The 24,915-nt window shown below is 70.9% G+C and carries 18 protein-coding genes and 2 pseudogenes; 12 read left to right on the top strand and 8 right to left on the bottom strand.

All coding sequences use genetic code 11. The annotated features are described in order from the left end of the window. The first annotated feature begins 122 nt into the window (after nucleotides 1–122). Nucleotides 123–245, top strand: coding sequence for a type B 50S ribosomal protein L36 (ykgO, locus tag ABT070_RS42170; protein WP_310437034.1), 123 nt, complete (start codon nucleotides 123–125; stop codon nucleotides 243–245). A 380-nt stretch (nucleotides 246–625) separates the two neighbouring features. On the opposite strand, the gene ABT070_RS42165 is transcribed toward ykgO, so the two are convergent. From ABT070_RS42165 to ABT070_RS42155, 3 genes and pseudogenes are all read right to left on the bottom strand, one after another. Further along, complete coding sequence (locus ABT070_RS42165) at nucleotides 626–1,168, bottom strand: DUF1707 SHOCT-like domain-containing protein (protein WP_351768264.1); 543 nt, start codon at nucleotides 1,166–1,168, stop codon at nucleotides 626–628. 165 nt (nucleotides 1,169–1,333) lie between these two features. Beyond that, a complete protein-coding gene (locus ABT070_RS42160; protein WP_351768263.1) occupies nucleotides 1,334–2,470 on the bottom strand; it encodes an NlpC/P60 family protein in 1,137 nt (378 codons plus the stop codon). Between the two features lie 253 nt (nucleotides 2,471–2,723). Further along, a pseudogene (locus ABT070_RS42155) lies at nucleotides 2,724–2,825 on the bottom strand (M15 family metallopeptidase); the annotation flags it as partial. A 43-nt stretch (nucleotides 2,826–2,868) separates the two neighbouring features. Here ABT070_RS42155 and ABT070_RS42150 point away from each other — a divergent pair. The 5 genes from ABT070_RS42150 to ABT070_RS42130 all read left to right on the top strand — a co-directional run bounded on the left by ABT070_RS42150 (nucleotide 2,869) and on the right by ABT070_RS42130 (nucleotide 10,293). Beyond that, nucleotides 2,869–4,410, top strand: a complete 1,542-nt coding sequence (locus ABT070_RS42150) for a site-specific integrase (protein ID WP_351768262.1) — start codon at nucleotides 2,869–2,871, stop codon at nucleotides 4,408–4,410. A 74-nt stretch (nucleotides 4,411–4,484) separates the two neighbouring features. Further along, nucleotides 4,485–6,140, top strand: coding sequence for a hypothetical protein (locus tag ABT070_RS42145; protein WP_351768261.1), 1,656 nt, complete (start codon nucleotides 4,485–4,487; stop codon nucleotides 6,138–6,140). After that, the gene (locus ABT070_RS42140) at nucleotides 6,137–8,260 is read left to right on the top strand and encodes a site-specific integrase (RefSeq protein ID WP_351768260.1); all 2,124 of its coding nucleotides are present in this window, start codon (nucleotides 6,137–6,139) and stop codon (nucleotides 8,258–8,260) included. Before ABT070_RS42145 ends, ABT070_RS42140 begins: the two co-directional genes overlap by 4 nt. Further along, nucleotides 8,257–8,670 (top strand): hypothetical protein, encoded by a 414-nt coding sequence (locus tag ABT070_RS42135; protein ID WP_351768259.1) that lies wholly within the window; start codon nucleotides 8,257–8,259, stop codon nucleotides 8,668–8,670. The genes ABT070_RS42140 and ABT070_RS42135 overlap by 4 nt, the downstream gene beginning before the upstream one ends. A gap of 105 nt (nucleotides 8,671–8,775) precedes the next feature. Next, nucleotides 8,776–10,293, top strand: coding sequence for a hypothetical protein (locus tag ABT070_RS42130; RefSeq protein WP_351768258.1), 1,518 nt, complete (start codon nucleotides 8,776–8,778; stop codon nucleotides 10,291–10,293). Between the two features lie 65 nt (nucleotides 10,294–10,358). Here ABT070_RS42130 and ABT070_RS42125 read toward each other — a convergent pair whose 3' ends face one another. Both ABT070_RS42125 and ABT070_RS42120 read right to left on the bottom strand, forming a co-directional pair. Continuing rightward, the gene (locus ABT070_RS42125; protein ID WP_351768257.1) at nucleotides 10,359–10,964 is read right to left on the bottom strand and encodes a M15 family metallopeptidase; all 606 of its coding nucleotides are present in this window, start codon (nucleotides 10,962–10,964) and stop codon (nucleotides 10,359–10,361) included. 396 nt (nucleotides 10,965–11,360) lie between these two features. Beyond that, nucleotides 11,361–14,495, bottom strand: coding sequence for an AfsR/SARP family transcriptional regulator (locus tag ABT070_RS42120; protein WP_351768256.1), 3,135 nt, complete (start codon nucleotides 14,493–14,495; stop codon nucleotides 11,361–11,363). A gap of 843 nt (nucleotides 14,496–15,338) precedes the next feature. Here ABT070_RS42120 and ABT070_RS42115 point away from each other — a divergent pair. The 4 genes from ABT070_RS42115 (at nucleotide 15,339) to ABT070_RS42100 (ending at nucleotide 19,692) form a co-directional block, all read left to right on the top strand. Continuing rightward, complete coding sequence (locus tag ABT070_RS42115; RefSeq protein WP_351768254.1) at nucleotides 15,339–16,175, top strand: maleylpyruvate isomerase family mycothiol-dependent enzyme; 837 nt, start codon at nucleotides 15,339–15,341, stop codon at nucleotides 16,173–16,175. A 390-nt stretch (nucleotides 16,176–16,565) separates the two neighbouring features. Next, nucleotides 16,566–17,144: a hypothetical protein gene (locus tag ABT070_RS42110; RefSeq protein WP_351768253.1), complete on the top strand. Its 579-nt coding sequence runs from the start codon at nucleotides 16,566–16,568 to the stop codon at nucleotides 17,142–17,144. A 451-nt stretch (nucleotides 17,145–17,595) separates the two neighbouring features. Beyond that, complete coding sequence (locus tag ABT070_RS42105) at nucleotides 17,596–17,826, top strand: hypothetical protein (protein WP_351768251.1); 231 nt, start codon at nucleotides 17,596–17,598, stop codon at nucleotides 17,824–17,826. 477 nt (nucleotides 17,827–18,303) lie between these two features. After that, a complete protein-coding gene (locus ABT070_RS42100) occupies nucleotides 18,304–19,692 on the top strand; it encodes a DUF4241 domain-containing protein (RefSeq protein ID WP_351768249.1) in 1,389 nt (462 codons plus the stop codon). A 64-nt stretch (nucleotides 19,693–19,756) separates the two neighbouring features. On the opposite strand, the gene ABT070_RS42095 is transcribed toward ABT070_RS42100, so the two are convergent. Further along, nucleotides 19,757–20,401, bottom strand: a complete 645-nt coding sequence (locus tag ABT070_RS42095; RefSeq protein ID WP_351768248.1) for a GAP family protein — start codon at nucleotides 20,399–20,401, stop codon at nucleotides 19,757–19,759. Nucleotides 20,402–21,164: 763 nt separating this feature from the next. Beyond that, a complete protein-coding gene (locus ABT070_RS42090) occupies nucleotides 21,165–21,530 on the bottom strand; it encodes an STAS domain-containing protein (protein ID WP_351768247.1) in 366 nt (121 codons plus the stop codon). A gap of 1,375 nt (nucleotides 21,531–22,905) precedes the next feature. Between ABT070_RS42090 and ABT070_RS42085 the strand changes: the two genes are divergently transcribed. Together ABT070_RS42085 and ABT070_RS42080 are read left to right on the top strand one after the other, a co-directional pair. Continuing rightward, entirely contained in the window at nucleotides 22,906–23,385 is a 480-nt protein-coding gene (locus ABT070_RS42085; protein WP_451102874.1) for an ATP-binding protein, read from the top strand. Between the two features lie 33 nt (nucleotides 23,386–23,418). Next, nucleotides 23,419–23,941, top strand: a pseudogene (locus ABT070_RS42080) (hypothetical protein). A 10-nt stretch (nucleotides 23,942–23,951) separates the two neighbouring features. Here ABT070_RS42080 and ABT070_RS42075 read toward each other — a convergent pair. Then, entirely contained in the window at nucleotides 23,952–24,827 is an 876-nt protein-coding gene (locus tag ABT070_RS42075) for an IS5 family transposase (protein ID WP_351768245.1), read from the bottom strand. Nucleotides 24,828–24,915: the final 88 nt, after the last annotated feature.

Genomic DNA, 24,915 nt, shown 5'->3' with positions numbered 1-24,915 from the left:
CTGGGCGGGTGGAACGGTTCGAGCGCCGCTACGGCCGCACAGCCACAACCCCGGCCACGGATCCGGCTCCGGCCCGGTCCTGACCCGGGCTGTCGTCCGGACGGAAGGAAGGAAGCAGATCCATGAAGGTGCGTAAGTCCCTGCGTGCGCTGAAGTCCAGGCCGGGGGCTCAGGTGGTGCGCCGCCGGGGCGTGGTCTTCGTCGTCAACAAGAAGAACCCGCGCTTCAAGGCCCGCCAGGGCTGACAACGCCCACGCGCCGAACCGGCGGCCGGGGCGGGAATGCCCGCGCGGTCGGCCGTGTTGTGCAGAACGTGGTCGTGGAGGGGACAGTGTCCCCGGGCCTCACCTATAGCCTGCGGGGAAGATCGTCCGGCTGAAGCCCCGCAGAGCCTTTCGCCGCGTAGGCGACCGCCCTTCACGACCACGCTCTTTCTTTCCCCCGCGGCCCCGGCCGGCGTCCTCGCCGGCCGGGGCCGCACACGTTTCCCCCTCGACCTGCGACCGCCGCTGACGTTGCGCCGGTCATGGACGGGGACGGCTACGGCGACCTCGACCTCGACGAGACCCTCCGAAGACCGGCTCGAGCTCCCGGCCGGCCCGGCCGCAACCCAGCCCCAGGAACCTCAACGCCGCGCGTGACGGATCTTCAGCCGTCCGAACCCCATGACCCCGGAGATCCGGATCCTCGGCCCGCCGGGACGGGAGCTGCGCGGGGCCCTGTACCGCGTGTCCTTCCACCCGGTGTGCAGATCCTCGTACTCGACGATCGCGTCGCGCGGCACCGTGATCTTCGCCCTGCCGGTGCCGAGCTGCAGCTCGATGTCGACGACCGGATGCTCGATGACCGCCCGGGACAGGTCCAGACGCACCCTTCCGAACGCGGACTCGACCTTGAGGAACCGAGGCACCCGCCATACCCCGCGCCGCTGAATCCGTCCGGCGGCGGCGCCGATCGTCGACGTGGTGCCCGCAGGCTCCTTCGGGAGCGAAGCCAGAGCCGACACGAGCTCGCTGTGCGTCTGGACGGTGAGCACCTGGTGCAGGCGCAGGTCCAGCTCTTCGTGCGAGAGGTGACCTTCGGCGTAGGCCTCGCGCAGACGCCGCACGGCTGTGTCGCGGTCGTCCTCACCGATCCGTGGCGGCCGGTCCTCCGGCAGAGCGGTCACCTTTTCACTCTACTGCCGGGCCGGCGATACAAAGCGCCAACGCCCTTAGTGGACACGGCAGATCGGGCCTGCTGCGACCGTCCGCCTCCGTTCCGCTTTCCTCGGTGCGGCAGCCCGGTGCGGTACGGCCACGGCGGCCGCGTCCGCGCCGGGGGCGGAGCCGGTTCAGCAGGCGGGGACCCCGGGCAGCCAGGCCGGGCCCTGGAGGTAGATGTTGGTCAGCCAGGCGCCGTCCGTCAGCCTGGACCAGGCGTCGTTGGTGTAGCCCTCCGCCGTCACCTCCTGGGCGTGGGCCTGGCACACCACGTTGACCGTGGTCGGCTGCGCGAAGTAGCCGACCACCGCGGCGTTGACGTTCGGCTCGCTGTGCGTGCGCACCCCGGTGCCCCACGTCTGGTGCGCCGTGCTGCCGTCGGCCGGCGGCGGGGCGCTGCTGCCGCCGCAGTCCGCGACCCCGGGCAGCCAGGCCGGACCCTTGATGTAGATGTTGGTCAGCCAGGAACCGTCGGCCAGCCTGGACCAGACGTCGTTGGTGTAGCCCTCGGCGGACACGGACTCCGCGTGCTGCTGGCACTGGACCGACACCTGGGTCGGACCGGCGAAGGTGTCCACGACCGAGGCGCCCACACTCGGCGCCGAACGGGTGCGCACCCCGGTGCCCCACGTCTCGAACGTCGCACCGCCGTTCGCGGGCGGGGGAGTCGGGGTGCCGGAGCCGTTGACCCGGATCGCTCCCGCGTAGTCGCCGCCGGTACGCACCGGGGTGACCCGGATACGGGTACCCGACTCGAACGCCTCGACCATCTGCCCGCCGCCCAGGTACATGGTGACGTGGTGGATGTGCCCGCTGCCCCAGAACATCAGATCGCCCGGCAGCAGCGGACCGGTGCCCTGCGCGGCGGAGAAGCGGGCGGAGGCCTGCGAGCTGTGGAACTGGTCGTCGGCCGTACCGTTGAGCAGGTCCTTGCCGGTCGCCCGGTAGTACGCGTAACGCACCAGGCCGGAGCAGTCGAAGCCCAGGCGCTCGCCGTCGTGCAGGCTGTCCGGGTCGGAGCCGTCGTAGTAGCCGTAGGTGGCGCCCGGCGTGGCGCCGTGGCCGCCGCCCCAGCTGTACCAGACGCCGGTCTGGGAGCAGGCCGCGGACACGGCGGCCTGCGCGGTGGCCGAGGCCCCCGGCGCGAGAACCGCGCAGGAGGCGTCCGGCGCGGCCTGGGCGGGGACGCAGCAGAACGCGGACAGGCCCAGGACACAGGCGCCCAGGAGCGCGCCGCCCGTCCGGCGGCGCGTACCGGTGATCTTCAAGGGACTCTTCCTTCGTCGACGTGAGGTCACCGGCACCCCGGTGACGGCCAATGACGGCCGATGACGGCCGATGACGGCCGGAACACACGGTCCCGTGTCGCACCCCACCCCCGTGGAGGTGCGACACGTTCAACTGCGTTCCGCGCCCTGCCCTGCCCTGCCGTGCCCTGTCCTGCCGTGCCCTGTCCTGCCGTGCCGCGCTGCCGTTCCGTTCCGTGCTGTGCCGCGCTGCGCTGTGTTGTGCCCGCGGTGGTCAGGCCGTCGAGCGGGGCGGGGCGGCGGGGCCGTAGCGGGCGGCCGGCGCCTTGCGCAGCAGGGCCCAGTACCGGTCGCCGTACGACCAGTGCCACCACTTCCCTGATACTTGGATGTGTTCAAGCGTCAGGGGAGGCGTGAGTGTGAGTGAGTGGCATGTGGTGTGGGTGCCCGACCCGGGCCGGTGGGGGACGCTTCCTGAAGCGGGAGTGTTGGGGGTCGAGGACCTTCCGACGGCGGTCGAGCGGCTCGGCTTGATGCCGGGTGATCCTGTCTTCATCGCTCCAGATTTCACCATCGACTCCGACCTGTTGGAGTTCGTTCTCTCGAAGCACTTCCGCTTCCTTGCACGGGAGACGAAGCGAAACTACGCCACGGACATTCGGATCCTCCTGACGTTCCTGTCGTCGCGCGGGATCGACTGGCGCCGCGCGTCCGAGCAGGACCTGCTGAACTACAGGACCTGGCGCTGTGACGCTCCGCAGAATCCCGAGCGAATCAGCGGGGCGAAATGGAACCGTGAGGCCGCCGCCTTCACCCGCCTGTTCAAGTGGGCGAGGGTGAGCCCTCGGCCGGTGGACGCGTCCCGGCGGGAGGACCGTGCGGCTGACTCGGTCAGTGCCCGGGTGTCGTGGCTGACACCGCGTACGTGGAGCTTGTGGTCGGACGTCGGCCTGCGCGGTCACGGCCGCGACGGGGTGCCGAGTTGGGGATGGGATGCGCGGACCGAGGCCCGTAACACCTCGTTTGTGCAGTTCATCTTGAGCTCGGGGCTTCGGCGACAGGAAGGCGGGTCGCTTTTGACGTTCGAGCTGCCCGCTCAGCGGTTGCAGCACGGGCGCTACCAGCACGGCCAACTCGCCGGGGCGGTGACCCGATCGAAGAACGGCCGTACCTTCTACACCTCGCTGGATGCCCTGCGGCAGGTCGAAACCTATGTGCAGTCGGAGCGGGCTTGGGCGGTGAAGCGCGCTCAGCAGATGGGCCGCTACGAGCGGGTTGAGCAGATGCGCCTGGTCACGAAGGTGACCCGCGGCCGGGCACCGAGAGTCTTCTGGGTGGACCGAAATGGTGTCGAGGGCCATCAGTACTTGACCCATCTGGGCTGGCGGGAACGGCAGTGGTTGTTCGTCGAGGGCCCGGAGGGGCCGGAACCTGCGTGGCTGTGGCTGACCGAGCAGGGCTTGCCAATGCTTCCCGACCGTTGGAACACGGTGTTCACCACGGCGAACCTGCGCTGCGAAGAAGTGCTGTTGTCCCCCGCCGAGCGGGAGATGAGCCGGAACCTCCGAGCCGCAGAAGTCCGGGGCCTGACTCCGTACGCGACCCCGCACTCCACGCGTCACTCCTTCGCGCTCTACATGCTCATCGTGCTGAACCAGCTGATGGAGGCCCGCTTCGGATTGACCGCGGCGGATCGCCGGGATTTCGCGATGCTGTTCGGCGATCCCTGGTGGCTGGTCAAGACCCTCCTCGGGCACGCGGACGTCGAGACGACCAAGCGCCATTACCTGGCTCCCGTCGCGCACCTGCAGCTGGAGTCGATCCTGGCGACGGCCGAGGCAGACGATCCCGACCGCGAGGTCGAGGACATCGACGGCGTGTTCGCGCGGCTCGCGAAGGAGTCGGCCGGGATCCAGGACATCGACGTCCTTGTCGACCGGCTGCCGGAGGCCGGCCGGTGAGCCGCCGCGGGCGTCGGGCGGTCCTGCCGCCGACCGACTTCACGACAGAGCCACCGCTTGCCGTAAACGGACTGGTGGTCACCATCGTCAACAAGGCTGGTCACGGGAGGGACTTCGCCTTCTCCGACCTGCCAGTCCCGGAGCCGATGCAGCGCTCCCTGGCAACGGTGTTCGCTGCCCAGCAGGTGAGGTGGACCAGCCATTACAGCGCCACAGCCGCCTGGAACAGGCTGAAGGTCTTCGCCGAGTTCATCTCCGGACTCGACACTCCTCCCGAGGATCTGACCGGCCTGGACGCAGCGACGCTCAAGCGCTGGCGGCTGCAGAACATCAGCACGAACACCGGTCGCACCACGCTGCGGGTAGTCCATCGGATACTCCGCAGCGACCCCCGGTTGAGCGAAGGGCCGGTCGCAGAGGAGCTGGCCCGTCGCGTTCCCGCACCGAAGCCCGTCAGGAAGTCCTACGACGAGGCGGAACGTGAGCACGTACTGCTGGTAGCAGGCCGTCAGTTCCGGGCTGCCTGGCTCAGGATCCGGGAGAACAGTGAACTGCTGGAGAGGTGGCGGGCGGGAGCCCTGGATGAGGGCAGCCGTGGCTGGCGGCTCGGGGAAGCACTGGACCATTTGGCTCGTGTCGGGGACGTCCCCCGTACGCAGTTGCCGAGTGGTCGACAGGCCGTAACCAACCGCGGATTGCTGGGCGGCCGCGACATCGAGCACACGTGGGGCCGACTGTTCCTGACCCCGTCGGAGCTGACAGCCCTGGCCGTACTGCTGACCGATCGCTTCGGCTGGAACCTCTCCGTCTATGACCGTATGCCGGCCCCGACCAGGGCTCCGTCGGTCGCGGAGAGCACGAACGTGACCTACCACGCCAAGGTCGAGAAGCGCCGGGCCGGGAACAGCCGCTGGTTCTCCACGGAGAACATCACCGACTCCGGGGCCGACTCGCCAGGGCGATTGATCACGCAGGCACTGCAGGCCACGCTCCACGGTCGACTCCTGGCTGCGCAACTTGCTCCAGGCACAGACCTGTTGATGACAGCCCGCGCTGTTCGACAGAAAGGCGGACGTAAGGACATGGACCGTCCCCCGACAGTGGGCCCGATCGTTTTCGGTGTCTCGGGTGTCGACGGAAAGTCCTGGGCGATCGAACACAAGCTGAACGGCTCGCCCTTCCGCCAGATCCGACGCACAACGGTGACTCGGGAGGGCAAGCCTCTCCAGCACACGCAGGGGACGCACGAGAGCGTCTACGTGCTGCCCGACCAAACAGTCCGGCAAGCCTCGCAGCAGACCTTCGAGGACGGCGCGCTCGAAGCTCTCGACCAGGCGCAGAAGATCTTCTTTGGCGGCCATCTCGCTCAAGGTCCGGACCCGGCCCACGGGCAGACCGCGACCGCGGACTGCGCGGACGAGACCACCACCCCATGGCCCGCCCCGGACGGCGGCTGCGGAGCCGACTTTTTGCTCTGCCTCGCCTGCCCTAACGCACACGTTCACCCAGGTCACCACCCCCGCCTCGCCCTCCTTCACGAACACATCCAGGGCCTGCGGTCGGTGATGCCTGAACACAGATGGCACCAGCGCTGGTACGAGCACTGGCAGCGGCTCGACGACCTGGCGGACAAGGTCGGCCGCCCGTCCTGGGCTGCCGCTCGGGTACGGGCCAGCGACACCGACCGCACCCTGGTCGATCTCCTGCTGAAGGGACAACTTGCCTCATGAACCTCCCTCTTGCCTCGGAGAGCGACCCCTATCTGCTGTCGATCCCCACCCCGGACAGCCCGGTCGTCCTTCCTCGGTGGATCAGCTCCGGAAACGCCAACCCCAACGGTCGTTACCAGGAGCCGGTCTGGCCGCTCGGGCCGTTCATCGACCGTCCCGGCGCCAGCCTGGTCAAGATCCACTGGAGGAACTGCCCCGCGCCGATGACGGGGCAGATCAAGCAGGTGACCTGGATTCTGTTGAACGGCCAGCTGCGGCCCACCTACCTCCAGAGCCGAGGGATTCGGGCCCGTTCCAGAGGCTCCGCCAATGAAATGCGGGAAACCTGCTACGAGTGGATGCGACTCGGCCGCTGGCTGGACACCGCTGGCGTCAAAGATCTGCGTGGCTGCAGCGACGACCACTGGATTGCTTACGTCACGGACCGTTTCCGTGCCAATCCGACCCGGCACTACGCTGAGGAGACTCTGAGTCGCCTCACTGATCTGTGGGCATTCGACCAGCTCTGCACTCGGCCCATCGGCGTCACGCAACCGCCTTGGGAAAGGGAAGGCGTCGACAACTATCTCCCATCCTCCACCCCGCAGGACACCAGCGAGAACACAACCGAGCCGCTGGATCCGAGCGTGGTGAGCCCGCTACTGATGTGGGCGATCCGCATGGTCGACGACCTCGCGGACGACATCCTGGCCGCCTGGGTGGAATGGCGCCGCATGCAGCAGTCGGCCATCACCAACCCGAGCTCGCCCGCGGGACTGGCCGCGCTTGATGACTACCTTTTGCCCCGACTCGCTGCGGGCACGGACCTGCCGACCACCGAGTGGCGCGGCAAGACTGTCCTGGCCGCAACATTCATCGCGGCCACCGTCGGCTGCAGCGTCAACCAGGTCAGTGGCTTTCGACAACGCCATGAGCTCAGCAGGCTGCAGCCAGGGCCCTGCCCACTCCCGGTAGCCGTGACCGGGCAGATCAACGGCAGGCCCTGGCGCGAACACTTCGACTTCAACGAGGTCTCGACCTTGATGAGGCAGTTGGCCACCGCCGCGATGATCGTCTGCCTCTATCTGACCGGCATGCGACCGCAGGAAGTACAAGGTCTGCGGTCCGGCTGCTGCCCCGACCCCGAGGACGGCAGCCGCCACCTCATCCGCAGTCACCACTACAAGAACGTCACCAACGACGATGGCCAGCACGTCTCGGCCGGCGAGGAACGGGAGGTCCCTTGGGTCGCCATCGCCCCGGTCGTCCGCGCGATCCGAGTCCTTGAGCGCATGGTCCCTGAGGGCGAACTGCTCTTCGGTTCCGCCCATCACGACTTTGCCCGCGGCCGCCAGCGCGGCGGCGCCTTGAAGAACAGCAGCATGAACCAGCGGATCGAGGACTTCATCGCCTGGATCAACCGGGAGACCGAATCCCATGGGCTGCAGAACCAGGGCGTCCCCCAAGACCCTCACGGCGCCATCGGGCTCGGACGGTTCCGCCGGACCCTTGCGTGGCACATCGCCCGCAGACCCGGTGGGCTCGTCGCGCTCGCGATCCAGTACGGCCACATGCGCACCGTCCTCGACGCCCGCACGTCAAGCGGGTACGGCAGCCGAAGCCGTCGCGGCATCCACAGTGTCCTTGATGTCGAGACCGCCCTGGCCGCGGCTGACACCGCCGCGCGGCTGCGGGACCGCCTCGCCGCCGGCGAGAAGATTTCCGGTCCCGCCGCCCGACGAGCCCTCACTGCCGTGGTCCAGGTGCCACGATTCGAGGGCCGTACCGTCACCCAGAAGTTCGCCAAACAGGCCGCCGACTACCTGGCCCGCGACGGCCTGGTCCTCTTCGACAACCCGGACGCTTCGCTGATCTGTGTCTTCAAGCGCGACAACGCGCTCTGCGAACCAGTGCCCGATGCAACCGCCCCGAACCAGTTCGACTGCCGCCCCGGCTGTGGGAACGCCGTCCGCCTAGACAGCCACGCGACCGAACTGCTGGAAGAGACCGACCGCCTCAACAAGCTCGCGGCCCTCTCCCCTCAGCCGCTGGCCAGGCGCCTCCGCGTCGCCGCCGAGCAATACCGCGCCACCGCCGACACTCACCACGCCACCGCCCAACCTGCCGAGGACCTGTCATGACCGAGCAATCCACCGACGAGCGGACACGCATCCGTGCCGCCATGGACCGGCTCCTCGCCGGCCGGCCGACAGCCTCCGACGGCGCACTGACCGTCGTCGCTCTCGCGGCCGAGGCCGGTGTTCACCGCATGGCCCTCCAAAAGCGCCATGCGGACCTGAAGCACGAGTTCTACGAACGCGTCCGCATTGAGACGAAGCAACCCCCGGAATCGGAAAAGCGGCTCCGCAAGACTGTGTCCGATCTGAAGGAAACCGTTGCCGCGCAGAAGGCCGAAATCACGGCGCTCCGGTACCAAGTCACTCAGCTCGCACTCGCCAACGCCGTCCTCACTCGCCAAGGCCACCATCTGAGCGAGAGCTCGGCGGAGGCACCAGCCAATGTCGTACCCCTCCATCCGAAGGGAGAATGACCAGACGGGCACCTCCGACCGCAAGTCTGTGCCGCCTCTCTACCGATAGCACCTGGGCATCGAAATCCAGGAGCCATTCGGTGACGTTCCAGGCAGGATGCCTCTGTGAACCATGCTCTGTGCGGGCTTGCCGCCAACGTAAGCCTGCCGTCCGAGCTGGTCGACCGGCTGATCGCGGTCGCGGACGCCGAGATCGCTGCGGACCTCGCGCATCGGGCCGACCTCAGCCACGCGCAAGCGGTGGTGCTGGCCTCTCGTGTGGAGGAAAGCGCTGTGTCGCTTGCGTACGCAGGCCTTCTGACCGCCGCAGACGTTGATCCCGCGACGCAACCGGACGCCGCGCTCGCCCTCCTGGCCGAGCGTGCCGGACGCCCGGAGTGGGCGCGCCTCCTCGCGGAAGATCCAGTCGTCGAGCGCCGGGAGAAGCTGGCCGCCTGCTCAGGCCTTCCGCTCGATGTGGTGGAGATGCTGGCCACCGACTCGGACGTACAGGTCGTCGCGGAGCTCGCGTTGTGGATGACACCGGAGACGGCCACCAGACTTGCGGCGCATCCGCATGCCAAGGTCCGTCGCGCGGTGGCGGCCAACGAGGCGACGCCACCGGCCGTACTGGCGGCGCTGCTCACCGGCGAGGGGCTGCCACCCGCACAGCGGTGCCTGGTCTGCGACCGTGAAGAGGCCCCGTTCGTGCACGATCCACAATGCTCGCGACTCGACTGTGATCTGCCTTCCGGCGCCTCCTGCCACGGCTCCCACGAGTCCACCAGGCACGAGACACAGCAGATGGCGATTCGGAATCCGGTCACACCTGCCGAAGCCGTCGTCGGCTTCGTCGACCACCCTTCGCTGCAGTTGCGCTGGGCACTCGCCGGCCGCCCCAATCTGCCATCGGAGGTCTGCGCTCGGCTCGCCGTAGATTCGAATCCCGGTGTTCGAGCCGATCTCGCTGAGAATCCGGCGATCGACGACGTCCTGATTCGCGCACTGGCCACCGACCGCGACCACGAAGTGCGGCGCAGGCTCGCCCACAACCCGCTCGTTCCGCTCGACGTGCTGACCCACCTGGCCAGCGCTACCAGGATCGGCGCCATTCTGCTGCCGCGGATCGCCTCGGCATCCCCCGACGAGATCGAGAAGCTGGCCCAATCACCGAACCCAGCCGCGCGGATGCTCATAGCCCAGCGCCGCGATTTGCCACCCGCTATACGCGACGCGCTGGCCGCCGACTCCGACGCAAAAGTGGTGAAGTCCGTCGCTCCACACCCGGGCCTCTCGGAAGGCCAACTGCGCACCATGCTCGACCGGCACGGAGTCCGGGTCGTCGCTAAGGTGGCCGCCAATCCGGACGCGACTCCGGAGCTTCTGGAGGACCTTGCCCGGCACGAACCATCCGTGCAGAAGGCGTTCCGCGAGATCGCCCGGCATCGCAATGCGTCGGCACCGGCGCTGCTCGCCTGCTTGGCAGACGCACAGGCGAGGCCTATAGCCGCCAGCCATGCGGCACTTCCGCCGCCGATCATCGAAGAGCTACTCACCGACGCCGACTGGCAGGTGGTGGAGGCGGCAGCCGCCAATCCTTCGCTGCCCCTCCCTGTCATGTCGGATCTGATACCCCGGTTGTAAGCCCTGGCCGCCGATTGAACTCTCTGCCCCGCCAGTACATCCTGGGAGTCCCTTCGAAGGACCTCCTACTCTTGAACACAAGAACTTGACTGGGAACACCACTCGGTCGGGTAGTTGACGAAACCGGCCGCCGTGAGAGCCCAGGCCATCAGCGCCCGGTTCGCCCGCGCCTCGGCGCCGATGTTGCCCGCCTCGGTACGGCAGGCACCCCTGCTCTCCTGCGGGGTCGCGTTGACCTCCGTACCCAGCGGCAGCTCGCGCCCGTCCTGGTTGCACAGCGTCAGATCGACCGCACCGCCGCTCACGTGCGGGGCGACCTCCGGCGGCGAGATGTAGGCGCTCGCCAGCTCCCGTATCCGCTCGGGCGCCGCGTCCGGATGCTGCCGCCGCATCGCCGCCGCGTACTCCTCGAAGTAGCGCCGCTGGAGGCCCGGCGGCCGGTACCCCTCCACCACCAGGAACCGCACCCCGGCCGGCAGCAGGCGCTGCGCCCGCACGAGCCGCCGCAGCGCGCCCGACCTCAGATGGGCGAAGCTGCCGTCGTCGTCGGCCTGCCGGTGATCGAGCCACAGAGAGCCGCACCCGCGCAGATCGGTCAGGGGCTCGCCGCAATCGTTCTCCGCGACCGCGGCGACCCTGGGGTCCGAGAGCGTGATGATGTCGTCTGTCACGAGAACAGCGTCGCCGGACCCTCTGCAAATGCTCTGCAGGTTGCCTGCAAGCAGCCCGCCAGAGGCTCCCGCGGCCGACCAGGACATCCACGGCAGCCCGCCAGGACCCCCAGCCGACGGCGCCCCCGCACCCCGACGGCGCCCCCGCACCCCGACGGCGCCTCCGGAGCCCGCCGGTGCCTCCGGAGCCGACCGCGACGTACGCGGCCCAAGGACTCGTGGCCCGCCGGAACCCAGAACACGCGGCCGACCAGAACGCGCAGCCCGCCGGGCCCCCTTCGGCCGGCCCCGCTTCCCGGCTCCCGCCCCCGCTTCCGGCTTCCCGGCTCCCGGCTTCCCGGCTCCCGGCTCCCGGCCTCCGCCCTCCATCTCCCCGCTTCCCCCGGCCCTCCGCTGCTATTCCCCGTCGCCGGCCCGCTCCTGTGCCTCGCGGCAGCCCAACTCCGCGAAGACCGCGGCCGCTTCCGACCGGGCCGCCCTCGCCCGGGCCCCGTCGCCGTCCGCCGCCCACACCTCGGCCAGGTCCCAGGCCGTACGCGCCCGCCACAGCGGCAGCCGCAGCGCCTCCCAGCCCGCCAGCGCCCGCTCCAGCGGCTCCCGGGCCCGGCCGGGCTCACCGGCCGCCAGATGCCATTCGCCCAGCGTGCGCAGGACCAGCGCCTCCCCGAACCGGTCCTGCCGCTCGCGGGCCACCTCCAGGCACCGGCGCAGCCGGCCGGCCGCCTCCTCCAGCCGGCCCTCCCGCAGCTCCACCTTGGCCAGCGACTGCTCGGTGTACATCACGCCGAACGTGTCCCCGAGGCCGGTGAAGATCCGCAGCGCGTCGTGCAGCAGCCGCCCGGCCTGCGCCCGCGCCCCCTCCGCCCGGTGACACAGGGCCAGCGACCGCAACGTGAGCGCCTCACCGTGCCGGTCGGCCTCCGCCCGGTACAGCTCCAGCGCCCGCCTCAGCGCCTCCCGGGCCTGCGGGCCGCGCCCCTGCTCCCGGTGCACGTACCCGATGCCGTACAGCACGCGGGCCCGGGCCCCGCGGCCGGCGTCCGCCCCCAACCGCTCCAGCGCCGCACCGAGCAGCCCGAGCGCCTCGCGGTAGCGGGCCTGCTCCCGCCGGGCCGTGCCCATCCCCGCCAGCGCCGTCGCCGCCCCCTGCGCGGGACCCCCGCACTCCTCGAACAGGCGCAGGGCGTCACCGAACCGGGCGTACGACTCCTCGAACTCGTCCTGCTCGTAGCGCAGTTGGCCCAGCCCGGTGAGCAGCCACGCCTCACCCTCGCCGTCCTCGCCGCGGCGCACCGCCGCCATGGCCGCGGCATGCGAGCGCGACCAGGCGTCGAACTGGTTGTACAGCGCGGCCGAACTCGCCATCAGCGCCCCGGCGAGATCCCGGGCGGGCCGCTCCATGCCGTGGTCGGCGCAGTACTCCACCGCCGCCAGCAGACAGGCCTGTTCGGCGGCGAACCAGGCCGCCGGACGCTCCAGCAGCGCCTCCTCGATCTGCGCCCCGAGCGGACGTACGGCCGCAGGCTCGGGGAAGTACCTCGCCGCGCCGCCCGGCCCGCGGGCGGCGGCCTTCTTGGCGAGCCCCAGCCAGCAGGCCACCAGCCGCAGCACGGCCGCCTCGCGCTGCTCGGCGCTCTCCTCCAGCAGACAGCGCTCACGGGCGTGTTCGCGGGCCAGGTCGTGGATGCGGTAGCGGTTGCGGCCGGTGTCGTCCACGCCGATCACGTCGACGAAGTGGCAGTCCACCAGACGCTCCACCGCCTCCTCGGCCTCCTCGCCGTCGATGTCCAGCAAAGGGGCGGCGATCCAGCCCGCGAAGTCCGGCAGGTCGAGCAGCGCCAGCCGGCGCAGCGCCCGGCGCTCCTGCGGGTCGAGGTCGGCGTAGCCGAGCTCGAGACTGGCGCGCAACTCCAGGTCCCCGGCGCACAGTTCGTTGAGCCGGCGGCGTTCGTCGCGCAGCCGCCGCGCGAGCTGCCCCGGCGCCCAGTGCGGGCGGGCCGCCAGCCGTGCCCCGGCGATCCGCACGGCCAGCGGCAGCCGTCCGCACAGCGAGACGATCTCGGCCGCCCGCTCCGGTTCCGCGCCCGTACGGTCCCCGCCCGCCACGCGCCGCAGAAGCTCCAGCGCCTCCTCCCCGCCCGGCACGGCCAGGTCCAGGTGGGCGGCCCCCTCCAGAGCCACCAGCCGGCGGCGGCTGGTCACGAGCACCGCCGAGCCGGGACCGGGCGGCAGCAGCGGCCGTACGTGCGCCTCCCCGGCCGCGTTGTCGAGGATCAGCAGGATGCGCCGGTGCCCGATGTGCGTGCGGTACAGCCCTGTCAGCTCCTCGACCGAGCCGGGCAGCAGTTCGGGATCGGCCCCCATCGCGCGCAGCAGCCGGGCCAGTGCGTCGGCCGGCTGGAGCGGCGCGGTGTCGGCGGCCCGCAGGTCCACGAACAGGCGGCCGTCGGGGAAGAGGCCGGCGGTGCGGTGACCGACGTGCACGGCCAGCGCCGTCTTGCCGGTCCCCGAACGCCCGGAGATCACACCGATGGGCGGCGCGGTACGGCCGGCGTCGCCGACCCCTTCCAGCAGTGCGGTGGCCCAGCCGATCTGCTCCGTGCGGCCCACGAAGTCGGCGATGTCGGGCGGGACATGGGACGGCGCGGGATCCGGCCGCACCCCCGCCCCCGCCCCCGCCCGGGCCCCGGAGGCGAAGGCGGGTGCCGCCGCGCCCGTGGCCCCCCGCGCCTCCCCGGCCCCGGCCCCGGGGCCGTCCGGCACCGCCTCCGGCGGGTCCACGCCCAGCAGCGCGGTGTCGCCGGTCAGCACCGCCCGGTGCAGCGCCCGCAGTTGCGGGCCGGCGTCGATGCCCAGTTCGTCGCGCAGGGCCGCACGCCCCTGCTGGTAGGTGCGCAGGGCGTCGGAGACCCTGCCCGTGCGGAACAGCGCGGTCATCAGCAGTCCGCGCGGCCGTTCCCTGAGCGGGTGGGCGGCGACGTGCGCGAGCAGCGGCGCGATCGTGCGGTCCGCGCGGCCGAGCGCCAGCTGGAGACCGAAGCGCTCCTCCTGGGCGACCAGGCGCAGTTCCGCCAGCCGCGCCGCCTCGATCCGGGCGAACGACTGGCCGAGCCCTTCGAGGGCCTCCTGGCCCCGCCACAGGTCCAGCGCCGTGGCCAGCAGGTCGGCGGCCTCCTCGCGGCGGCCGCGGGCGGCCGCCGTCCGGCCCGCCGCGAGCAGCTGCTCGAAGCGGCGGGCGTCGATCTGGGACGGGTCGAGTTCGGCGAGGTAGCCGGGCGGCCGGGTCCGGATCGCCTCGGCCCCGCCGACGCGGGCCAGCGCCCGGCGTACGGCGGACACATGGGTGGCGACCAGGGCGGTCGCGGGAGCCTGGTCGTCCCAGACGAAGTCCACGAGCCGTTCGGTGGAGAGCACCTGGCCGAGATGGACGACCAGCGCGGACAGCACGGCCAGGGGCCTGACCCCACCGAGCGGGGCCCGCCGGCTCCCTTCCCACACCTCGACCGGACCGAGTAGACGCACCTCGAGCATGAGTCCCCGATCGCTGTACCGTTCCCGCACCACGGAGCCCGACAACGATATCGGCGCCGCGCCGCCCGCAGGACGCCGCAGGACGGCCCGCCTGGCCGGATCTCACCGCTGCCCCCACCGGCACCCCCGCTCCGGCCCGTCCGCCACCGGGCCCCCGCCCCGGCAGCGACAGCGGCCCGCCCGGCCCCGCGGCCGACGGCACCTGGCCGGATCCGGGCGGCGGGACAGGACCGGGCCGTCCGGGGACGGCGCACCCACGGCGCCCGTACGGCCGTCCCGCCCGGAAAGGGCCCTGCGCGGCGGACGCCATTCGCACCCGCACCCCAAGTCGTCAACGGCTCGAAACCACCACCCCGTACGGCCTGCGCTCCGGGCGGGGACGCGGGGAGCGCCGCGGTGGATCGGGGGCCGCCGGTGTCCTCGCGCGTGACGGCGGGCCGCGCGCGACGCCGGGCCGGCACCGGCAGCGGCCCGTTCCCGGCGGGTGCCCCAGGATGCCGAAGCCCGGTACCGGCAGGGCCGACAGGGGACGGCCGGGGAGCAGTTCCGCCGGGGCGACGGCTCCACCGAGGCACAGGCCCCCGGCCGTGCGGCCGCGCCTCGAGGTGCCACGGGGCCGAACCCGGTGGGTGTGCGCGAGCCGGCCGGCCGGGATCAGGCCGTCCCGGACGCCGAAGACACCCCAGCCGTCAAGGCGTCACGCGCAGGTCCGCGTACCGCACCGGACCGCACCCCGAGCCGGAGCCCCCGTGGAGCGCCAGGGCTTGTCGCGCGCCGTCGAATCTGATTGGGTTCGGCGCGCCTGATGTGCGACGGACGCGGTAGGCGGGAGGGAAAGGCAGCATGCAGCCTACGGCGCAGCAGGACATTCACGGGCCGCTGCCCGCGGGGCTCGCACGAGCGATACGTGAGACTGCCGGTGACATCGCCACGCTGTTGCACAGCGCCTCCGGCACGGCCGTTCCCGTACCCGGTTCGGAGTGGACGCTCGGCGAGGCGGCCGCCCACCTGGCGCTGGCCAACGAGCTGATGGCCGACCTCGCGGCCGGGCACGAACGCCCCTACGGGGACGGCACCCCGCAGAGTCTGGCCGCCGCCAACGCACAGGCCCTCGCCACGTTCGAACAGCGCGGCGCGCAGCCGCTGGCATCGATGATCACGGAGCAGGCCGACGTGTTCCTCGACGCCGTGGACCGGGTCACGAGGGACGGGAGCGCCGCCGGCCCGGCACCGCTCACACCACTGGGTCCCATGGACCGGCACGTTCTCGCGTCGTACCTGCTGACGCACATGCTGGGCCACGGCTACGACCTCGCTCGTGCGTTGAAGCGCCCGCACATGATCGACCGCGACCGGGTCGCGCTGTGCATGCCGTTCATGCTCTCGGTCATGCCGCGCGTCGCCGACACGGACGCCGTCGCCGATCTGACTGCCCGCTACGCCATCCGCCTCCGGGGCGGCGCGGCGTTCGGCGTCAGTCTGCGCGACGGCGCCGTGAACGTGTCCCCGACGCCGCTGGAACGTCCGGACTGCACCATCCTGATCGAACCCGTGACCTTCCTCCTCATAGCGCTGGGCCGCCGCAATCCGTGGCGGGCCATCGGGCAGGGCCGGATCCTTGCCTGGGGACGCAAGCCCTGGCTCGCGCCCCGCTTCCCGGCCCTGTTCACCGCGCCTTGATCCTCTGACGGGGCCGCCGGCGAGTTCCGTACTCCGACGGCGACGCGACGGCGCCGCCGGATCGGCCACCCGGATACCCGATCTGGCGCAGACCGGCCCCGCGCACGCCCCCTGACCGCTGCCGCTGCCGTGGTCGTGCGGGAGTTCGCGGCACGGTTCCCGGCCGGAACCGCCGGACCGGCCAGGACGACGCGTTGAAGTAGCCGATGTCGTCGGGTCCGGCTTCCGGACTGCCGGCGCGGCGGCCGCCGTCCTCGAAGCAGATCTCCCCAGCGTGTCCTGACCTACGAGCTCGGGGAGCTGAGGCACAACCAGGTACGGGCCCTGCGCGAGCGCGTCATCGCCGACTACGACACCGACCGCGACCGCCAGGCCAACGCCCAGTACGCCGTGGACCGCTGGAACGGCGTCTTCGAGCGAGACCTTGCCCTGATTCCGCGACGCCTGGAGCGCTTCCACCGCACCGTCCAGCCCTCGGACCTCTGGCAGGTCCTGGCCGACCTCTACACCGTCGACGCGGCCGTGCGCGCCGACGCCGGTACATGGGCGCCGACGGCGCTTCTGACCAGACACTCGGGCGTACTGCCACCGCATCTCATCGAGCGGCGCGACGTGGGCGATGTGACGGTGTGCCGGATCACAGCGCCAGGCGTCAACCACGTCGTTTCCTTCCACGGCCTGTACGCCGCGCTCTATCCGACGGCGCGTAAGCCCGTCCGTCCCGTGATGCGTGGCAACCCCAAGACACGCAGCACCGCAGGAGAGACGTTCACGCTCCCCGGATTCGCGCAGCGGCTGGTGGTGCCACAACCGGCCATAGAAGCCGTACGTGTCGCGCTCACCGGACTGAAGACGTCCCTCCAACTGCTGCTCAGCCCATCCTTCAGTCTCGCCGTGAGCATGAACGCACTGTCAGCGTCCTCGACCGATCAGCCGCAGGCCGACGATTCCTGCGCTGCCGCCGAATAGCGCACATCGCGGTGGCGCCGCGCTGGTGGGGAGGGGCCCGGCCGGTGCGGTGGCTGGTTCCGTCAGGAGTCGGCCTTCGGTGGCGAGCCGACCGCAGGCCGCGGCAGCAACGGCCACACCTACCGCCCTGGGGACGGCCGCGGCGGCCTGCGCCGGCAGCCGTGCATCTGCGCGCCGCTGCCGGGCCGACCGGGCACGGGGGACACGGACTTCCTGGTCCTCCCCGGAAGCGGTGGCCCGGGCCGTGTTCCCGCGGGGTGGCCGAAGCCGGAGCCGGCGGCCGGTGGCGGTGGCGGGGGCGGATCTGCCCGGCCTGTGGCGGCCGGCCATCCCGCAGGACATCGCCGACGCCGGGAACCGTGCTGCTGCCGGAGCCGACCTCTTTGATGGCGCAGTGGTGTTGCCGCGCTCGGCCTCCGGCCGTTCACCCGCTCTTGGAGGGAGGCCGTTCATGGTTTCGGCGCTGCTGAGTGTCGTGGCTGGACTGCTCCTGCCCGTCGCCGTCCTCATGCTGATCATCGGCAGACGGCTGCTCTGGGGCCCCGACGCGCTGGAACTGCCCTGGCGCCTCCTCTATGTGTCGGTCCTCGCCGTGCTCTTCCTGGTGGTCGGCCTGGCACTGTGGGCCGACTCCGGCTGCGGCGCCGACTGCGAACCAGTACTGACACCCGTATACCCCTGAGACACGGCGCTTTCGGCCTGCGGACACGACCCGCACTGGTCGCGCTCACGGACGGGGCACGAGAGCAAGGCGGAGCGGACGGCGGCCCCGCGGGACCGGGTGCCCGCTGCGGTGTCCCGCGCTACGGCGGCGCCACGCCCGCGCAACTGATCCGGCCGGGACGTGGACGTCCATCGCCCCCGGCACCGCGACAGGGCAGGAAGTCCGCGAACCCCGGTACCGGGGGAAGCGGCTGGGCAGACGCACCTCCAGAATCGGGCACGGAGCCGCACGCCCGACCGGAAGCCACTGAGTCCCTGAGCGGCTGAGCGGCTGATCGGGGCGGTGACCGGTGGCACTGCCGTGCACGACGAAGAGCCGCTGCCCAACTGCCTGTGCCGGTGGGACGGGTTCCCGCGCCGCTCACTGTCGGTACCGGTCGCTACCGTGACGCCTGGAGTGATCGGGAAGACTGCACGAGGCACAGCAGGGGTGGGCGTGGCAGCTGACAGCGCAGACATCGTGGACGTGACGTACTGCGTGGGCTGGGACCCGGCCAGGCGGGCGGCCGGTCCTGCGATATCGGAAGACGAGGCCCGCCGCCGTGACGGATCGGCCGAACCGTACGCGGCCCTGCTCTCCTCCCGGGGCAGACCGAAGGCCCTGTTCCAGATCGACTGGCGCCACGGCTACCTCGGACTGTTCCTCTTCGACGCCCAGGCGCGGCGGACCCGGGAGTACGAATACCGCCAGCTGGAGGCGGGCCGGCTCCACCTTCGGCGCTACGAGCAGTGGCGCCTCGCCTCCGACACCGAACCCGAGTTCCCTGCGCGGGGCTGGCGGTTCACTTTGACGATCAGTCCGGACGGACGGGCCCGCCGGGTTCTGGACGCCGGCGGATCGCTGCACATCGGCGCGAACGTCCCGGCCGAGCACCACACGGTGGCCAAGGCCGGGTTCGGCGCATGGACGGCGTACGCCGACGCGCGGGTGCTGGGGCTGACCGGCCCGCTCGCTCTGGTGCCGGAGCCACCTCGTACGGACGACGGCCCGGCTGCCGGTGCCGATGTCTCCTGGTCCGCGCCCGCCCCGATGCGGCCGGGCCCCCTCGAAGCGCTCTTCCGCCCCGGAACACGCCTGACCTGCGGCGACGAGAGTGCCGCGGTGATCGCGGAGCCCGTCCGGGCGGGCATGCTCCGCCTTCCGACCGGCTCGGTCGTCGCCGGGGATCCCTGCACCATGGACGACGATCTGCCCTTCACTGTCACGGTTCCGCCCGGTGACTACGACGTGTTGATCTCCACCATGCGTTGGGAGGGACAGGACCGGGAGGGAGAGACCCCGGCGGCCATGCTGCGCGTCCTCGACGAGCCGGCCGTCAGCTGGGAGCTCGCGCTGCGGCCGGGACAGGACGCCCGCCTCCTGGGCGCCGGGGAGTTCTACGGGTTCGGGGTCGATACCGCCACGGCGTGTTTCGTGGACGCCTCAGCCCGCGACACGCTCGCCAAGCTGTACGAACAGCAGCAGACGGAGGGATTGGGAGGGGAGCCCGACGTGCACTCGTGCACCGTCTCCGACCCCCTGAGCGGCGCCAACCTGATCGCCTACCCCAGTGGCCGCGGGGACGGAAGCTACCCCGTGTGGATCGGCCGCGACGCCGAAGGCGCCGTCACCTGCCTCGTCGCCGACATGCTCGTTCTCCACGACGCCGACGCCCTGCCGCCGACGGCGCACCCTGCCACCTGCCTGTCCCCCTTCCCTCCTCAGGTGGACGACCGCCGGGACGCCCCCTTCACCAGCCCCGGTTCCACCAGCGAGTTCATCGACCTCCAGATCGCCGACATCGTGGAGTTCGGGGAAGAGCTCCGGCAGCGCCGCCGGAACTGACGGGCCCCATCGGTATACGTCCCACCACCGGGGCGCGTGCGAAGGTGGCGCCGGGCCGTCGCTGTCAGGCGACCAGCTCGGCGATGCTGCGGGCCGTCAGCCACAGGCCGAGGAGCAGGGAGAGCGTGACGACCAGCTGTTCCTGGTGCTGCCCGAGCCAGCTCCGCAGGGCGTTCAGTCGGGCGTTCGCGACCGAGGGCGCCCGGACGACGTACATCTCCATGACGATGAGGCTGAGCGTGGCCAGCAGGCAGTAGCCGGCCAGCGCGAGCCAGTCGGAGAGGGTGGAGAGGTCCGCGTCGACGGCGGTCGCAGCACCGGCGCCGACCAGTGCCCAGGGCTGCAGCAGCCACGCCAGGCCGGCTGCCGCGGCGGGGGAGGCGTTGTCGATCCGGGCGGCCCAGCGGGGCGGGCCGTGCGGGCGGGGCGGCCGGCGGTGCCGGTGCGCGCCGTACAGCACCAGGGCCAGGCCGATGACGAGTTTCGCGACGATCACGGCGGTCGAGGGCACGCTGTGACGGGCCGGGGGCCGACCGCCGGTCAGCAGCATCACACAGGCGATCACCGCAATTAGGTTGGCCAGCCAGGACAGCAGGAACGCCAGACCCTGGCGGACGCCGTGCCGCGAGGAGAGCAGCAGGATGAAGGCGCTGTTGTGCAAGGGCCCCAGGGTGACTGCCATACCGATCACCACGAGGTCGAGGACCATCGGATCAGCCGCTCCTGGGTGTCAGGGCCGTCTGCCGCTCGTGGACGGGCGGCTCGGCCGGCAGAGTGAGGCGGTGCCGCCGCGGTGCCGCATCCCGACTCTGCAGGCGACGACCCCGCTGGTCAAGCAGGCCACGCCCGCATGGCGGCACCGGCTGCCCGGCGCGCCGCAGTTCCGGGACGGGGCCGATGCGGAAGACGCCGGGGACCGGCCTGCCGCAGGCGCTGTGGGGGAGCAAACCGAGCGGGCTGAGGCCGGGGGAGAGGCGGACGACACGGTCGTCCACGCCGTCGGAGCACGGAGCACCGCAGCACGGGGCACTGGGCATGGAGTGACGAAGGAAAGGGCTGCCGTCAGCGTGAGATGAGCGGACGGCAGTCCCGGCCGGGGCATGACCGCAAATCAGTCGGGGAGCCGGTCCATGAGCCAGCAGCCCAGGTCCTCGGTGATGGCCGTGTGCACGGTGGTCGTGGACGAACAGAGTGAAGTCTTCGAGCTCGTCGAGCTCGCTCTCGGCGGAGTCGGCTTCGATCCTGCTCCGGCCGAGGCTGAAGCCGTCGGCCAGGATCACGGGCCGGACGGGACCGCTGCGGTTGCCCTCGCCGAGAAGGACCAGGCGAAGCTGTTCGCCGAACGGCACACGGCCGCGGAAGGCGGCCTGGGCGTAGGCGGGCCGGCCGGTGCCGGTGGGCCAGGAGCTGCAGGTGCAGCGGCGGCGGCGCTCGTTCACCAGGACGCCGCGGGCCCGGCTGAGCCGGGGCGGTCAGGCTTTCAGCGCCTGCTCGACAGTGGGATGGCACGGGATGAAGGCGTCGACGCCGACCATCTGCAGCAGACGTACGACGGACTCCTGGGCGCCGGCCATGCGCAGCCACCCCTGGGCCTGGCTCACCCGCAGGTGGGCGGCGGCGAAGACGTTGATCCCGCTGGAGTCCATGAAGGTCACGCCGCCGAGGTCCGCCACGATCCGGGGCGGCGCCATGCCGTCCTCAGAGGCCAGCGCCTGGCCGAGGACGTCTTTGACGTCGTGGTCGATCTCGCCGTGCACCGTTACGACGAGGACGCCGTCGACCACCTCGGTCTGGACGGAGAACCGGCCGGGCCGGCCCTCCTTCTGGTTGTGGGTCACTGTCTCCTCGACTGCTCCTGGGGTATGCCTGAGGCGATCGCGCGGATTCGGTCCCGACGCGTTGCCCTCCCTTGCTGTGCACGACCGTACCTCACCATTCAACCCCAGAAAATCTATGTCGGCGAGAGTAGACATTGGTCGATGACGTAGTTATGGTTTCTCTCGTAGCCAGAGAGACAGCAGGGCCCGGCAGACACGAACTGCCGGGCGGCAGTACCGCAGTCACAGTGCGCAGGACGGTGCGGTGGTGGAGTTCCGAAGCCAGAGCGGTTGCAGGACGGCGACGGGGCTGACGGCCGGACCGGGCGGCCCGCAGATCAGGGGCCGCCATGAGCAGTACCGCAGTGCACGCAGTGGCAGTACCCGTAAGTGAAGTTCGCAGTACAGGCCGGTGAGCAGGTCGCATCACCAAGCAGTACGCGGCAGAGCAGTACCGGCATTGAGGGAATGAACGGAGGAGTCGAACGCCATCAGGATCGCCCGGGCGGCTTACTGAGTCCGGGTACCGCAGGACATCGATAGTGAGGTGGTCTCCGGTCGAGCAACCGCGATCCCAGCATTCTCGGCAGCAGGTGGGTCGGGTGTGCGGTGACAGAAGGCCGGCGCAGGAACAGGGCCGGCGGATGGTGTAGCAGGTCCTTCGGGCCCTGGCGCCGCACGGCGCCAGGGCCCTCCACACGACCCCCTCTCCGCGTTCCATGGAGAGGTGCAGGTGACAGCAGGCGATTGTTTCGGCCGGCTCGAAGAAGCCCGGCGCATCGACGCCGAACACCGCCGCGCCGCCTCCCGGCACACGGCCGACACCTGAACCACCGGCCGCGGTACCGCCCCGGGCCGTACGCGTGGGCGTCGGAGAAGACACACCGCCCTCCCGAGCCCTCCACGTACGACGAGGACCTGCGCGCCGTCGCCCGGCCGGGCCGGCAGCGATGGGGCAGTACCTGGTCGCTACCGAGCAGATGGCCCGGCGGACCAGCCTCGACGACGCCCCGGGAAGCCCGGCGGCTGGTGGCCGAAGCGGCCTGCGACCGCGCCATCGATCGCGCCTGCGACCGCGCCCGCGACAGGTTCGGCCCTGACGGCATCGGCCCGGCGACCGTCCTTCGGTCCCGCCCTGCACGGTGACGACACGGACGCAGGCGAGCACCCGGCGCTCGGCAGACAGCCGCTCCGGCCGGTTCCTTGCGCGATGTCGGTCACCGTCTCCTTCGGCTGCGCTTACGCTGACCACGGGTCACGATGTGCGCGGATGGCTGTGCCCCACCACCCCGGCCGGCTGCCCTCGGGCGGCTGCGCCGAACAACATGCCTCTGCCATGTATGCCGGGAGGATGGGTACTCGCGCACTTGCGTACGGGGAATGAGGGGAAAGATCAGTGGGATCCCATGCCGACGGTGAGGGCTGTACCAAGCCGGATGAGCACCTGATGCGCGCCGGCTACGCCCTGGACGGGGCCAACGGCTGCATCGCCGACGCCCGCCGCCACGCTGTCGCCTTTCTCGACCGGGCCCACGCCGAACATCGCCTGCCCGTGCCCGCACGCGCGCGAGACCTCACACAACTGGTGGTCAGCGAGCTGGTCACCAACGCCCTCAAGTACGCCCCAGGTCCCGTCCTGATGGAGCTGCGCATCACGGTCCGCGCCGTCGACGTCGTCGTGTGGGACAGCGACCCCACCGTGCCCTCGGCCCGGTCCGTCGATCCCGGCAGGATCGGCCAGCACGGCCTGGAGATCGTCAAGGCCGTCACCGAGGACCTCTTCATCGAGCAGGAGCCGGTCGGCAAACGCATCACAGCCCGCATCCCCCTCGCCGACGCCTCCGACGGACACGTCACCGGCCGCCGCCCCCACTAGGGCGTGTGTCGGAAGTGCTCTAGGTTGGCTGACGTGACTGGGCGGGGGCGGAGTTATCGATACGTCGGACCGGTCGAGCTGAGGGCTGCGGTGCGGCCTGGTGACGGCGGGCGTTGCATTGGTTCGGCGGGTGACTTCGGTAGCTGGATCGTGGGAGCAATCGGCGGCGGAGCTGGCCGAACCGTTCACCTACGTGGTCGATATGGACGGTGTGCTTAGGCTGGCGCCGCGGCGAAGTGAGCACGTGGCCTGTGCCGGCGGAGACATGGTTCTGAGTGCCGGCGAGATCAGCTTCATGTGCGAGGCAGACCGGTGGACCGTGAGCGAGGTCAGCAACCAGTCCACCGGCTATCGCCCGGACATCACCTCCTGGGCGGAGGTGGCCCGCGCTCTGGACGCGGTCGAGCTCCGGCGGCCCTCCGGCTTTACCCACGAGGTGGTGTTCCGGCGGTGCCTCGACTGCCAGGAGCACAACATCGTTCGCGAGGACGACTTCGTCTGCGTCTTCTGCGGCAGCGATCTGCCCGCGGTATGTAACGTGGATCCCACCTCGTGACGGCCAAGGGTCACAGCCATTCGCTGATGGCAGCGACAAGGACGGTCGCCTCGTAGTGGACGGCGAGCTTGTCGTATCGCGTGGTGACAGCACAGTGTCTCTTGAGGCGGTTGATCCCACACTCGACCGCGTGGCGCTCGAGGTAGTCGACACGGTCGAAACGCGGAGGCCGACCGCCGCGGGAGCCGAGCTTTTGGCGGTTGCGTGCCTGGTCGGCCTTGTCCGGGATGGTGCAGCGGACCCCGCGGCGGCGCAGGTAAGCGCGGTTCTTCCGGGATGCGTATGCCCTGTCGGCCCGCACGCGATCAGGGCGGACGCGCGGCCGGCCCGGCCCTGTGCGGGGCACGCGGACCTTCTCCAGCACCGCTTCGAACTGCGGCGAGTCTCCACGTTGTCCTGCCGTCACCACGATCGACATGGGCTTCTGACCCTGCTCGACGGCCAGGTGCAGCTTGGTGGTGAACCCGCCGCGCGAGCGTCCCAGCCCGTGATCACGAGGCTCGGTGAACACACCGCCTGGCGGCTCTTTCTGCAACTCGCCCTCCTTGCGGGCCCCGGCCGCATGTTGATGGGCCCGACAGACCGTGGAGTCGACGCTCAGCTTCCACACGATCGCGCCTTCCGCATCGGCCAGGGACTGAAGCCGAGTGAAGATCCGGTGCCAGGTGCCGTCCTGTTGCCATCGGCGGAACAGGTCGTAGACCCGGCCCCACGGCCCGTACTCGACGGGCACGTCTTGCCATGGAACACCTGTCCGGACACGGAACCGTATGCCGTTGATCAGCTGCCGCTGAGGCCAGACGGGCGGCCGCCCTGTCTTGGCACCCTTCGCTAACCGTGGCTCCAGCACCGTCCACTGATCGTCCGTGAGATCTCCCCGACTCATGAACCGTGATCATTCACAGTCCAAGATCCACTTTCGATACACGGCCTGAGGGCCCGCCCCTGGCGCGCGTACTCCTGCGGCGACGTCG

Source organism: Streptomyces sp. NPDC002884, assembly GCF_040295245.1.
Lineage (GTDB): Bacteria > Actinomycetota > Actinomycetes > Streptomycetales > Streptomycetaceae > Streptomyces.
Note: the sequence above shows the minus strand (reverse complement) of the source record. Positions and strands in the feature narration are given on the sequence as shown.